Source organism: Saccharopolyspora sp. 7B, assembly GCF_020177435.1.
Classification (GTDB): Bacteria; Actinomycetota; Actinomycetes; order Mycobacteriales; family Pseudonocardiaceae; genus Saccharopolyspora_C; species Saccharopolyspora_C gregorii.
Genome location: NZ_JAIUKC010000002.1, coordinates 113822 through 125629, shown reverse-complemented (window position 1 = coordinate 125629; position 11808 = coordinate 113822). Strand labels below are relative to the sequence as shown.

Below are 11808 nucleotides of genomic sequence, written 5' to 3'. Positions count from 1 at the left end.
CGGTTGGGGTGGAATCCCGCCCCCCCGCGGCCGCTCGGCCCCCCCCCGGGGGGGGCCCCCCCCGGGGGGGCGCCGGCCGTGGACGCCCGCGGGGACGTCCAGCGCGGCGACGCGGCCGAGCGGCTGGTCGCGGAGTCGACCGCGGCGCACCTGCTCGTCGTCGGGAGCCACGGGCTCGACGAGTCAGGAGCGCGGCTCGAATTCGGCTCGACGGCGGAGGCGGCGATCGCGCTCGCCGCCTGCCCGGTGGCGGTCGTGCGCGAGTCGCGCGGGCCCGGCCGGGATGGCGGCATCGTCGTCGGCGTGGACTCCGCCGGGGTCGCCGATCACGCCCTCCGCTGGGCTCTGCACGAGGCCGGCCTGCGCGGAGTTCCGCTGCTGGCCGTGCACACCTGGCGCGAGGTCGCCGCCGAGGACTGGAACGACCTCACCTCCGACATCTCGGACCCCGACCGGGAACGGGATGCCCACCGCCTGCTCGCCGAACGCCTCGCCGGAGCCACCGAGCGCTTCCCCGACGTGGAGCTGCACCGTTCGGTCGAGCACGACCGCCCCGTCCGGGCGCTGCTCGCCCACGCGGCGCGCGCCGAACTGCTCGTGATCGGCAGCCGTGGCCATGCCGGTTTCACCGGGATGCTGCTGGGGTCGACCAGCCGGGCGCTCGCCCACTGCGCGCCCTGCCCGCTGCTGGTCGTCCGTCCTCCCGCGTGAGCGCCGACGTGGTGCCGATGCGAGGCGCGCGCCTGATCTCCTGCTGAGAGGCGGGCGGCGCAGGAATCGCGCACGGTCGAACGTGGCCGGGTTCGAGCGGTTCGCCGCAGGCGCCGGGTGCGCTCGCCCCCTCGCTGCGGGGTGTCGAGCCGGAACAGGGGGACGACATGAGCGGAGACGCCCGAGATCCGGTGGTCGTGGGCATCGACGGTTCGGGGACCGCGCGCGGTGCCGTGCGGTGGGCGGCCCGAGAGGCCGCTCGGCGGGGCACCACCTTGCGGATCGTCTACGCCGACGTGTTCGCGCTGCCCGTGCTCCCGGAGCTCCCCGGGCTGCCGTGGCCTCGCGAGCACCACGCGCCGGTGCGCGTCGAGGTGGAGAAGTGGCTGGCGGAGGCCGCCGACTCCGCGCGTTCGGAAAGCCCCGGCGTGCCCGTGGAAACCGAGTCGTGCCCCGGCACCCCGCCATCGGTGATGATCGACGAATCGCGCGGCGCCGAGCTCGTGGTGGTCGGTGATCGAGGTCTGGGAGGTTTCACCGGCCTGCTGGCCGGTTCGGTCGCGCTGGCCGTCGCCGCGCACAGCCACAGCACGACGGCGGTGGTGCGCGGCAGGAGCGACCGCGGGCAGGGGCTGGTCGACGGCCCCGTGGTCGTGGGCCTGGACGGTTCGCGGGAGGCGGAACTCCTCCTGGCGCACGCGTTCGAGGCGGCCGCGGCCTGGGAAGCCCCGCTGCACGTCGTGCACACCTGGGACATCGTCGGCGTCGACGCCACGTGGCTGCGGGTGGGCCCGGCCGAGGACGAGGTGCGCCACCGCGAGCAGCTGCTGCTGGCGGAGCTGCTCGCGGGCTGGTGCGAGCGGTACCCGGACGTCGTGGTGGACCGCTTCGTCGAACGAGGCTCGGCCGCGGGCGCGCTGCTCGCCCGCGCCGACGGGGCCCGGCTCGTCGTCGTGGGCGCTCGGGGGCGCGGTGGGTTCAGCGGGCTGCTGCTCGGCTCCACCAGCCAAGCCCTCCTGCACCACGCCCCCTGTCCGGTCCTGGTGGTGCGCGGGAGGCCGCCTTCCTGATCGACTCCGGGCCTTCCCGCCCCCACGACCGGGCGGTTCGACCGGGGCGCCGCCATCCGCGAGGAGGTCCCGACCGGGCTGGAGCATCCGCGACTGGGCGTGCGCGCGGGCTGGCCACCGGAACCCGCGACCACCGTCCCCCGCGCCGGGCCGGACCGCACGCGAACTCCTGCGCGACTTCGCCGAGCAATGAACGCGGTGTCCGCGTCCCGCGAGGACTTTCGGTCCCTGCGCGGGTGGTGGCCGTTGCGCCATCCTGGCGACGTCGTGCGAGGGGCCCGGCTGGGCCGACCACCCGCGAAGGCACGTCGAGGCGAGGAGGCATCGCCATGTCGCAGCCCGAGAACGCGATCGTGGCAGGCGTCGACGGTTCGGTCCGCTCCATCGAGGCAGCGCAGTGGGCGGCTGGGGAAGCCCGGCGCCACAGCACGCGACTGCACGTGTTGCTGATCAACGACGATCCCGCCCGAGATGGTTCCGCGGGCGAAGCCGTGCGCGAGGCCGCGGCCGCCTGCCGGGAGGCGGCGCCGGACGTGCCGGTCAGTGCAGAGGTCCGTGCCGGTCATCCCGTCGAGGGGCTGCTGCGCGCCGAGGAAGCCGCCCGGCTGCTGGTGCTGGGCTCGCGCGGGCTCGGCGGATTCGCCGACGCCTTGCTGGGTTCGGTGAGTTCCGAGGTGGCCACCCGGGCTTCCGGCTCCGTGGTAGTGGTGCGCGGCGACGTCGAGCACTCCGGCGGACCGGTCGTGGTGGGTCTGGACGACTCCCCCGGCATCGACAACGCGCTGCGCTTCGCCCTCGACGCCGCGGCGGCTCGGGGATGCGAACTGCTGGCGGTGCAGGCCTGGCACGAGGCCGGGTTGCTCGCGCCCTCGCTTCCTCCGGCCGAGCGCGACGAGACGCAGCTGCGGATCGAGCAGCACGCGCACCAGCAGCTCGCCGAGTGGACGAACCGGTACCCGGGACTCCGCGCACGCGCCGTCGCCGTTCTCGCGCATCCCGTACCCGCTCTCGTCGACGCGGCCGCGACCTCCCCGCTGCTGGTCGTCGGGCATCGCGGCAGCGGTGGCTTCAGCGGCCTGTTCCTGGGATCGGTCGCCTCGGGGGTGCTGCACCACGCGCGATGCCCGGTGGCCGTCGTTCGGTGACTCCGGCCGACGAACTCCCGCGCAGCCCGGCATCACCGGCTGATTCCTGCCACTGCTGTGGCGGGAACGCGGCGAGGGCCGCCGCACGCATCGGAGGCCCCTTCACGAACGCAGGTCTCCGGGCTGCCCGGGGAATCCGTTCCCACCGAAGGAATACCGGTCGCCCACCTGGAGCGGTGAGCCGCCGGAGTTGGCCTTCGCCGAAGCGCGCGGCAGCGAACTTGCGCGGTGTGCGCCCGCGACCTCGCTAACGCGGAGCGGTTCCCCGGTCCCGCCGCACCTCGGTGACGCGTCACGGGCAGAGGGCCTCACGAGCTCAGCACGTCGCGGACCACCACCACCGGGCACGGCGCGTGGCGGACGCAGTGCTGCGCGACGGAACCCAGCAGCGCGCCGGCGAATCCCCCGCGACCGCGGTGCCCGACCACCAGCAGGTCGGCGCTCGCCGCCTCGGCGAGCAGCGCGGGGGCGCCGTGGTCCTCGATGACGAGGCGACGCACGTGGCGGCCGTCGTCGGCACGCGTCTCGTCCACGGCCTGCCGCAACACCGCGGCCGCGTGCTCGGCCGCTCCCTCACCGGGCAGCGGCATCGCGATGTCGATCATCGCGGGTATCCCGGACGCGATCAGCGCCGTGATCTCGCCTCCGGCGCGGTCCGCGTAGCCCAACGCCCACCGGAGCGCGGCCCGCGAACCGGGGGAACCATCGACACCCACCAGAATCCGGTCGGCCTCGGTCATCGTCGCCTCCTCCCCGCCCGGCACGTTCCTCACCGTGCGATCACCACGGGGCACGGCGAGTGCTGCACCAGCTGTTGGCTCGTGGACCCCAGCACCAACCCGGTGAAACCTCCCCGTCCACGAGCTCCGACCACGACGAGCTGCGCTCGCTCCGCGTGCGAGAGCAAGGCCCGCACCGGTTTGTCCAGCGGCGCGAAGCGCTGCACCACGACATCGGGATGCTCCTCGGACCAGCCCGCCAGCGCCTCGGTCAGCAAGCGCTCCTCGTCGGACCGGGTCACCGCCCATCCGTCGTCGACCCGGTGTCGCAGTCGCGCCTCGTCGCCGGCCAGGGAGTGCCAGGCGTGGACCGCGTGCAGGGGCACCTCCCGCGCTGCCGCGAACCCGAAAGCGCAACCGAGGGCGGCGATGTCGTGCCGGGACCCGCTCACTCCGACCACGACCGGTTCGGTCCCGTCCGGTTCGTGCTCGCCGCGGACGACCGCGACGGGGCACTGCGCGTGCGCCGCCACCGCGATGGCCACGGAACCGATCAGCAGCCCGGTGAATCCGCCCAGCCCGCGGCTGCCCAGCACCACCAGCTCCGCTCGCCGGGATTGCTCCACGAGACCGCTCGACGGAGCCTCCATGCGGAACTCGGTCTCCACGACGACGTCGGGCGCGACCTCGCGCACCTGCTCCTCCGCCAGGCGCAGGGACTCCTCGGCTTCCTCCCGAACGCTGTCCAGGAACATCTGCCGCGGTGGCACGACCGGCGCGTCGGGCACGACGACGAGCGACTTCACGTCGCAGTGCAGCAGGTGCAGTCGCGCCGACCTCCGGCGCGCTTCCCCGGCCGCCCAGCGAGCGGCGCGGAGGGCCGAGGACGACCCGTCGATCCCGGTCACCACCGTCCGTTCCACCACGGTGCACTCCCCCCGCGTCGATCGCCGGCCCCGGCGAACACCCTCCGGCACGGCATCAGAGTGCACCCACCGCATGCCCGGGGGGACAGGGTCGAGAGTCCCGGAGAGGTCGTTCCGGGGCCCAACGACCCTGCCGTGCCCCGGGACGTGGCACATCCTGGGTGCTGCGCCCGGAAGGACGGAACGCAGGTGGTGCGGTATGCGAGGACACGAGCCCGACGTCGGCCAGGAGCGGTGGGCGATGGCGAGCCCCGGCGCCCGGAACGAGGAACGGTCCAGGTGATGGCGGAGCGGAACCCCCGCGCGCACGTGTGGAGCGCCCCGGAGCGCGCAGTGCTGAACGCCGCGGTCGAGGCGGCCCCGTCCGTGCACAACGCACGGCCTTGGACGTTCGCGGTCCGCGAGGACGTGGCCGAACTGCGCAGGCACCCGGTCGACCTGCTCGACGAGCACGATCCGCTGGGACGCGACCGCGAGCTCTCGATGGGCACCGCACTGACCAACCTCCTGCTGGCGGTGGAACACCTCGGCCTGGTCCCGGACGTGCACGAGGTGGCGGAACCCGGGTGCGACCGAGCGATCACGACGGTCACCGCGGCCCACCGGACGCACCCGGGGCAGGAGACCGAACGTCGCTTCGCCGCCATCGAGCACCGGCGCAGCTACCGGGGCACCTTCCCGGGACGGCAGCTGTCTCCGGCCGAACGCACCTCGCTGGGGGCCGCCGCCGGGCTCGCTCGCGGCGAGACGCACTGGATCACGGACACGGCCGAGGCGCACGCGGTGGCGCGCTCGCTCGGCTACGCGGCGCGCGTGATGCAGGACGACGACGCATACCAGCGCGAACTCGCCCACTGGATCGTGCACGAGGACGAACCCGGCGGCCAGGAGCCGGAATCCGGCATCGCGGAGAGCTCCTTGGGCCGGCGCGGTCTTCCCGCCGTCGGCCTGGTGACCGACCGCACCAGACTTCCCGACGAGACGCTGCTGGCGGCACGCTTCGAGCACGACTCCGCACTCGTCCTCTGCAGCACCGGTGACACCGCGGACGATCACGAGCGGATCGGTCGAGCGCTGGAACTCGTGTGGCTGGAGGCGACCTCGCGCGGGATCGCCGCGTCGGTGATGACCCAACCGCTCCGGTTGCGCGAAGTGCGCACGGCGCTCGCCGAAGAACTGGAGCTCGACGGGTTCCCGCACATCCTGATGCGCTTCGGCCACGAGACCTGACGGGTGCTCGAACGCTGCACCTGGATGCGCGGCGGGGGCGACTGACCCTCCGCCGTTCCCCTCCGGCTCGTGCCCTGCTCGGAGGACACGCCGCGGGCGCAACGACTGCACGTCCCGGCGCCGCACCATCCACGACCCGTCTGCGTCGAATCCGGATCGACGTTCACCGAGCCCGAGGGAACGGGCGGTGGCGGACCGGATGACGCCGGGGAGCGTCCCGATGTGCTGGCCCGCGGCTCAGGGGCTGCGGCGCGGTGCCCGGCCGGTGCGCTGAGCCGCCGAGGTCACACCTCGTTGCTCGCCTGCCGACTCGGTTCGGTCCCGGTGACCGCGGCGGGGCGTCGGGCCCAGTAGGTGGCGACCAGCGAGCCGGAGATGTTGTGCCACACCGAGAAGATCGCGCCGGGCAGCGCCGCGACCGGGGAGAAGTAGGTCGAGGCCAGGCTGGCCGCGAGGCCGGAGTTCTGCATGCCGACCTCCAGCGCGATCGCGCGCCGGGCCGCCTCGTCGATGCCGACCACCCGGGCGGCCACGTAGCCCAGCACGACGCCGAGCAGGTTGTGCAGCACGACCGCGAGCACCACGATCGGCCCCACGCTGAGCAGCTTGTCCGCGCTGCCCGACACCACGGCGACCACGACGCCGGTGATCCCGATCACCGAGATCAGCGGCAGCACCGGCAGCGCCTTCGCCACCACGGTTCCGGCGATCCGCCGCAAGGTGAAGCCGAGGATCACCGGGACCAGCACGATCTGCAGGATTTCGACGATCAGCTCGGTCGGGTTCACCGGCAGGTAGCTCCCGGCCAGCCAGAGCACCAGGAACGGCGTCACGACCGGGGCGACCAGGGTGGACACGCTGCTCATCGCCACCGACAGCGCGGTGTCCCCCTTGGCCAGGAAGACCATCACGTTCGACGAAGTACCACTCGGCGCGCAGCCGACCAGGATCACGCCGACCGCCAGCTCGGGGCTCAGCGGGAGGACCAGGGTCAGCAGCCAGGCGAGCAGCGGCATGATCACGAAGTGCGCGACGACCCCGATCGCGAACGCCACCGGACGGCGCGCCACGTAGGCGAAATCCCGCGGTTCGAGGGTCATGCCCATCCCGAGCATGATCACCGCGAGGAGCCAGGGAACCACCGAGGTCAACCCGGCGAACGTGCTCGGGAAGGACAGCGCGATCGCCCCGGCGATCAACACGATCAGCGGGAACCAGCGGCCGACCAGCTGGCTGAATGCGCCTATGCGCGAGATCATCGTTCCTCCACACCGGGCAGCCCCGGTCACGCTGCCGATACCACGGTCGATACCGCGTGGCGAGGCGAAGCTACCTCACGCGGGCCGACGGCCTCCAGGCCGCGGGGCGCGATCGCGGACCATCTCGCACTCCCCCTTCCGTCCGGGACATATTTCGCCCACGAGCGGGCCGGTCCGCCAACGCTCGGTTCTCGGGTCGGTGCTGTCCGTGCGCCCGGGACGGCGGCCGCGGGAGTCCGGATGCGACGGACGAGCGCCCCGCCGATCGATCACGACCTCGCTGAGCGCGCACGGACGGCCGGACTCCGGCGCGGTGACGGCCGGCGAGGCTCCTCGCCAGGAGGCCGCCGACCGGTGCCGCGGCCGCGGCCGCGAATCACCGCACCGCGCGGCAGCGGCGTCCGACCGCGGTGGAAGAGGCCCCACCAGCCCGCCGATCCGAACCCGCACGCGGAATGGGCCAGGCCCGCCGCTGCGGGCTCACCGATCGAGGGCTCGTCCCGCCTCGGCCGCCAGGCGCCGCAACCAGGCGTGGGCGGGGTCGCGTTCGTGCATCGGATGCCACCACAAGGACTCGACCAGGTACCCGAGCTCGACGGGCAGCTCGACGATGCTGATGCCCGGGCCCGAGTGCGTGCGGGCGATGCGCTCCGGCATCAGGCCGAGGCGGTCGGTGCCCGCGACCAGGTGCGGGACCGACAGGAAGTTCTCGGTGATGACCGCGACGTCGAGCCGCGCACCACCGGCGAGCGGGCTGGGCATCGGCGAGAGCGCGGAGAACGGCGGCTGGTAGGCCACCACCCAGGTCCGCTCGGCGAAATCGGCTTCGACGGCTTCCGCGGTGGTGCCCGCCGATGCCACACCCAGCGGTCCCGGTAGAGGTGCAGGGACGGGAAGTCCACCAGCACGCCCTGCGGCAGGACGATGCCGTCGACCGTGCGCAGGTGCTCGGACGCCCGGGCGACGATGTGGGCGGTGCTGTGCTGGAACTTCAGCCGCACGTGCGGCGCGTGCCCGCGGACGAGGTCGGTCAGGACGCGGCCGAACGTCGGCAGGTGGCAGTCCGCGACGACCAGGGTGAACTCGTGGTCGGAGCGCTCCGGGTCGAACTCCGACCGGGTCTGGAAGACCCGGTCGGTCCACATCAGCGCCTGCGTCGTGTTCTCGGCGAGCCGTTCTCCCAACGCGGTCAACTCGTAGGCGTTGCCCGTCCTGGCCAGCAGTTCGTCGTCGAAGTGCCTGCGCAACCGGGCCAGCGCGGTGCTCAACGTCGGCTGGCTCAGCCCGAGCCGTTGCGCCGCTCTGGTGACGCTGCGTTCGTGCAGCAGCGCGTCCAGCGACACGAGCAGGTTCAGATCCAGCCCCATCGCACCTCGCCCGGCCATCGGCATTCCCGATGACCAACATAGGCGATCACGGCTTCCCCGATGGGCCCGGCGGTCGCAGGGTGGAGGGCAGCAGACCGGATCGGCTGCGGATGTCGTCGTCCGGCGGGCAGAACCGGCCCGCGGCCGGATCGCGCCCAACCTTGGGGAGGAAGTCGGTGTCGTCGTTCCACGTCCTGATCGCCGGAGGCGGAATAGGAGGTCTCTGCCTGGCGCAGGGGCTGCGTCGGCGCGGGATCAGCTGCGCGGTGTACGAGAGCGCTCCGGGCATCGTGCAGGCCGGGTACCGGCTGCACATGAACGCCGCGGGTGGCGGCGCGCTGCGGCAGTGCCTGCCGGACGACCTGTACGAGCTCTACGTGCAGACCTCCCGCGAGAAGCCCCGCCGGGAGTGCCTGGTCCTGCTGGACCACCGGGCGCGCGAGCTGGGGACCCGCCCGCACATCGGCCCGGCCAACGACCCGGAGCGTCCGCACACGGCGGTCAACCGGCGCACCTTGCGCCAGATCATGAGCGTCGGGCTGGAGGACGTCCTCCACTTCGGACGGACCGCCTGCGGTTTCGAGGACGACGGGCAGCGCGTGCGGCTGCTGTTCACCGACGGCTCCGCCGCGTCCGGTGACGTCCTCGTCGCCGCGGACGGCATCCGCTCGGCGGTCCGCGGGCAGCTGCTGCCGCACGTGGCGACCGTCGACACCGGCCTGCGCGGGGTGGCGTCGCGAGCCCCGCTCACGGACGAACTGGCCGCCGCCCTGCCCGCGGAGCTGTTCGACGGCTTCGTCACCGCGAGCGGGCCGGACGGGGTGGTGTTCGCCTACGGCGCCTACCAGCCGCGCCGACCGGTCGCCGAAGCGGTGGCCGAGCTCGCCCCCGGCGCCGACATCGATCCGGTCGAGCCGTACATGATGGTCAACTTCGGCCTGCCCCGCGGCGGCCCCTCGGCGGCGCGGATCCCGGAGCTGTGGAGCGCGACCCCGGACCAGCTCCACGCCGCGATGCGCGCCGCGGTCACCGGCTGGCACCCGGGGCTCGCCGAGCTCGTCGAGCACGTCGACCCGGACACGCTGTTCCGGCAGTCCATCCGCCACCTGGAACCGGCCGAACCGTGGGAGACCAGCAGGGTGACGCTGCTCGGCGACGCCATCCACGCCATGCCGCCGACCTTCGGCGCCGGCGCCAACAGCGCCCTGCGCGACGCCGCGGCGCTGACGAACGCGCTGCAGCGGGCCGCCGAGGGCGAATCCGCGCTGCCGGCGGCGATCGCCGAGTACGAGGCGGACCTGCGCGCCGAGGTCTTCCCCGTCCTCCGCGCCTCCGCCGACCCGCGTTCCACGAGCAGCGACTTCCTGCCCGACGAGCTGCCGGTCGCACACCGCTGAGCGGCCCGATCCGCCGCTCCGGTGGCGGAGGCCCGAGGTGTTCGACCGCTTTCCCGAACCCGAGGATCTCGCCGAATACCCGGGCCAGCTCTGCGAAATCCGTCGAACCACTTCCCCCGAGATCGTCGATCGTTCGGTGCAGTGGACCGCGGCGGCCCTCCGCGACGGGTGACGCGTGCCGCGGAAACCCTCGCCGCATCCTCCGCCGAGGCGCCGAAACGCGGTTCGCCGCTCCGCGGAACCGCAGGCGCACGGCCCCGGATTCGACCGATCGGCACGCGCGGATTCCCGAGCGGTGCGCGGCGAATCTCACCGGTCGGACATTCGTTCAACTCTTGATCGGCATGCGCGCGGTCAGCAGAATTCCCGGTGGGCGGAGTTCCCGGAGGAGTGCTCCGTCCCGCACCCCTCCTCCGCGTCCGGAGAGGACTCCTCCGTGGCCGACACCGGCGGCATCGACCTGGACCACACCTCGTTCGCCGTGCACGACGCGCTGTCCTGGGCGCGCCGCCTCCGGCGGGAGATCGGGGTGGTGCCGATCGCCGGTGAATCCCTGCCGGAGTTCCGCTACCTGCTGCTGCAGACCGGCGAGCGCACCGGCGGAGCTCGGCTGGAGCTGCTGGAGCCGACCGGGCCAGGTTTCCTCACCCGCCACCTCGACAAGCGCGGCGAAGGCCCGCACCACCTCACATTCAGCGTGCCGGACCTGCGGGCGGCCGTCGCGCGGGTGCGGGAGCTGGGCGCGGAGGTCGTCGGCGAGGACTACGGGCACGCGCCGTGGCGCGAGGCGTTCATCGCCCCGGGACCGCAGCACCGGACCGTCATCCAGCTCGCGCAGTCCGACCGCGCCTACCCGAGCGCGGAAGAGCTGCGCGCGGGCGGAGAACCCGACGTGGCGGAGCTGCCGAGCGTCCGCGGCGCGACCGAACCGCACTGGTGGGCCTCGACGTGGGAGACCCCCGCCGGCGCGGCGGTGCCGTTGCACAGCACCCACCTCGACACCGCGGACCTCGCGTTCTCCCGCCGCCTGTTCCACGACGTCCTGGGCGGGCGGGTGTACGAGACCGAGCGGCACCTCGACTTCAGCTGGCCGGGCGGGACCATCCGGGTCCGTGCCGCGGACCGGCCCGGTGTCCGGGGCATGGGGCCGTCGCTCGGTGGCGGGGCGGGCATCGGGCTCGGCTCGGCGGTGCTGGGCCTGCCCGGCTGAGCGCCGACGCGGCCGGGCGCGTTCACTCGAAGGCGATCTGCTCGCACCGGGCGACACTGCGCCGGATCGACGCTCGGTCCAGCCCCAGCAGCGCGGTGAGCCAGATGCCGTTCTGGATGATGTCGATGTCCGCGGCGCGCTTGGTCGCCTCGGCCCGGGCCAGGTCCGGTCGCGCCCCGCGGATGAGCCTCGCCAGCTCCTTGCGGTAGCGCTTCTGCGCCGCGGTGTTGATCTCCCCGAAAGCCGGATTCGCCTGGGCCAGCGACCAGAGCTGCAACCGGAGGGACAGGTACTCCGTGGTCAGGAACTCGTGGTCGGCGACGCGGCGCAGCGCCGCGCGCAGGTTCTCCGCCGGGCTCTTCGCCGGGTCCGGATCGATGATGGCGACGTCCTGCGCTTCGATCCGGCGCAGCGCCTCCCCGATGAGCGAGGTCTTGTCGGCGTAGTAGTAGTTCACCAACCCGAGCGCGACCCCGGCCTCGCGGGCCACCGCGCGCATGCTGACGCCCGCGATCCCCTGCCGGGACAGGATCGTCAGGACGGCGTCGAGGATGCGCTCCTCCCGATCGACCTTGTTCGCGTCGAGCTCCGCAGCGTTCTCGCCCACGCCGCGAGACTAGTCCGTCCGCGCCGCCCCGAACCGCGCAGGGGCCGGGGCGGCGCGGGGGGGGGCCCCCCGCCCCCCGGGGGGGGGGGGGGGGCCGGGGGGGGGGGGCCGGGGGGGGGGGGGGGCCGGGGGGGGGGCCCCCCGGGGGGGGCGCCCCCCCCCCGGGG

Annotated in this window: 13 protein-coding genes; 7 read left to right on the top strand and 6 right to left on the bottom strand. The window is 73.8% G+C overall.

Annotation, left to right across the window (positions count from 1 at the left end; translation table 11 throughout):
• The first annotated feature begins 78 nt into the window (after positions 1 to 78).
• The 3 genes from LCD33_RS00515 (at position 79) to LCD33_RS00505 (ending at position 2926) form a co-directional block, all read left to right on the top strand.
• Positions 79 to 711, top strand: a complete 633-nt coding sequence (locus LCD33_RS00515; RefSeq protein WP_224977406.1) for a universal stress protein — start codon at positions 79 to 81, stop codon at positions 709 to 711.
• 167 nt (positions 712 to 878) lie between these two features.
• Entirely contained in the window at positions 879 to 1781 is a 903-nt protein-coding gene (locus LCD33_RS00510; protein WP_224957363.1) for a universal stress protein, read from the top strand.
• Between the two features lie 329 nt (positions 1782 to 2110).
• Positions 2111 to 2926 carry a universal stress protein gene (locus LCD33_RS00505; RefSeq protein WP_224957362.1) on the top strand — a complete coding sequence of 272 codons (816 nt, stop codon included), beginning with the start codon at positions 2111 to 2113 and terminating at the stop codon, positions 2924 to 2926.
• 308 nt (positions 2927 to 3234) lie between these two features.
• On the opposite strand, the gene LCD33_RS00500 is transcribed toward LCD33_RS00505, so the two are convergent.
• Positions 3235 to 3666, bottom strand: coding sequence for a universal stress protein (locus LCD33_RS00500; RefSeq protein ID WP_224957361.1), 432 nt, complete (start codon positions 3664 to 3666; stop codon positions 3235 to 3237).
• A gap of 29 nt (positions 3667 to 3695) precedes the next feature.
• Positions 3696 to 4571, bottom strand: a complete 876-nt coding sequence (locus tag LCD33_RS00495; RefSeq protein WP_224957360.1) for a universal stress protein — start codon at positions 4569 to 4571, stop codon at positions 3696 to 3698.
• Between the two features lie 282 nt (positions 4572 to 4853).
• On the opposite strand from LCD33_RS00495, the gene LCD33_RS00490 reads away from it, so the two are divergent.
• Entirely contained in the window at positions 4854 to 5801 is a 948-nt protein-coding gene (locus LCD33_RS00490; RefSeq protein ID WP_224957359.1) for a hypothetical protein, read from the top strand.
• A 284-nt stretch (positions 5802 to 6085) separates the two neighbouring features.
• Here the strand turns inward: LCD33_RS00490 and LCD33_RS00485 are convergent, their stop codons facing one another.
• From LCD33_RS00485 to LCD33_RS28660, 3 genes are all read right to left on the bottom strand, one after another.
• Positions 6086 to 7060: a bile acid:sodium symporter family protein gene (locus LCD33_RS00485; RefSeq protein ID WP_224957357.1), complete on the bottom strand. Its 975-nt coding sequence runs from the start codon at positions 7058 to 7060 to the stop codon at positions 6086 to 6088.
• 480 nt (positions 7061 to 7540) lie between these two features.
• Positions 7541 to 7717: a hypothetical protein gene (locus tag LCD33_RS00480; protein ID WP_224977380.1), complete on the bottom strand. Its 177-nt coding sequence runs from the start codon at positions 7715 to 7717 to the stop codon at positions 7541 to 7543.
• The gene (locus LCD33_RS28660) at positions 7717 to 8445 is read right to left on the bottom strand and encodes a LysR family transcriptional regulator (RefSeq protein ID WP_304612877.1); all 729 of its coding nucleotides are present in this window, start codon (positions 8443 to 8445) and stop codon (positions 7717 to 7719) included. The genes LCD33_RS00480 and LCD33_RS28660 overlap by 1 nt, the downstream gene beginning before the upstream one ends.
• Positions 8446 to 8603: 158 nt before the next feature.
• On the opposite strand from LCD33_RS28660, the gene LCD33_RS00470 reads away from it, so the two are divergent.
• From LCD33_RS00470 to LCD33_RS00465, 3 genes are all read left to right on the top strand, one after another.
• Positions 8604 to 9824: an FAD-dependent monooxygenase gene (locus LCD33_RS00470; RefSeq protein WP_224977379.1), complete on the top strand. Its 1221-nt coding sequence runs from the start codon at positions 8604 to 8606 to the stop codon at positions 9822 to 9824.
• A 37-nt stretch (positions 9825 to 9861) separates the two neighbouring features.
• Complete coding sequence (locus tag LCD33_RS28655) at positions 9862 to 9996, top strand: hypothetical protein (RefSeq protein ID WP_255615749.1); 135 nt, start codon at positions 9862 to 9864, stop codon at positions 9994 to 9996.
• 264 nt (positions 9997 to 10260) lie between these two features.
• Positions 10261 to 11034, top strand: a complete 774-nt coding sequence (locus tag LCD33_RS00465) for a VOC family protein (RefSeq protein WP_224977378.1) — start codon at positions 10261 to 10263, stop codon at positions 11032 to 11034.
• A gap of 22 nt (positions 11035 to 11056) precedes the next feature.
• On the opposite strand, the gene LCD33_RS29245 is transcribed toward LCD33_RS00465, so the two are convergent.
• Positions 11057 to 11641: a TetR/AcrR family transcriptional regulator gene (locus LCD33_RS29245; protein ID WP_224957354.1), complete on the bottom strand. Its 585-nt coding sequence runs from the start codon at positions 11639 to 11641 to the stop codon at positions 11057 to 11059.
• Positions 11642 to 11808: the final 167 nt, after the last annotated feature.

Coding starts and splice junctions, on each gene's coding strand:
- LCD33_RS00510 (WP_224957363.1), top strand. CDS start 879: ATGAGCGGAGACGCCCGAGATCCGGTGGTCGTGGGCATCGACGGTTCG.
- LCD33_RS00505 (WP_224957362.1), top strand. CDS start 2,111: ATGTCGCAGCCCGAGAACGCGATCGTGGCAGGCGTCGACGGTTCGGTC.
- LCD33_RS00500 (WP_224957361.1), bottom strand. CDS start 3,666: ATGACCGAGGCCGACCGGATTCTGGTGGGTGTCGATGGTTCCCCCGGT.
- LCD33_RS00490 (WP_224957359.1), top strand. CDS start 4,854: ATGGCGGAGCGGAACCCCCGCGCGCACGTGTGGAGCGCCCCGGAGCGC.
- LCD33_RS00485 (WP_224957357.1), bottom strand. CDS start 7,060: ATGATCTCGCGCATAGGCGCATTCAGCCAGCTGGTCGGCCGCTGGTTC.
- LCD33_RS00480 (WP_224977380.1), bottom strand. CDS start 7,717: ATGCCGGAGCGCATCGCCCGCACGCACTCGGGCCCGGGCATCAGCATC.
- LCD33_RS28660 (WP_304612877.1), bottom strand. CDS start 8,445: ATGGCCGGGCGAGGTGCGATGGGGCTGGATCTGAACCTGCTCGTGTCG.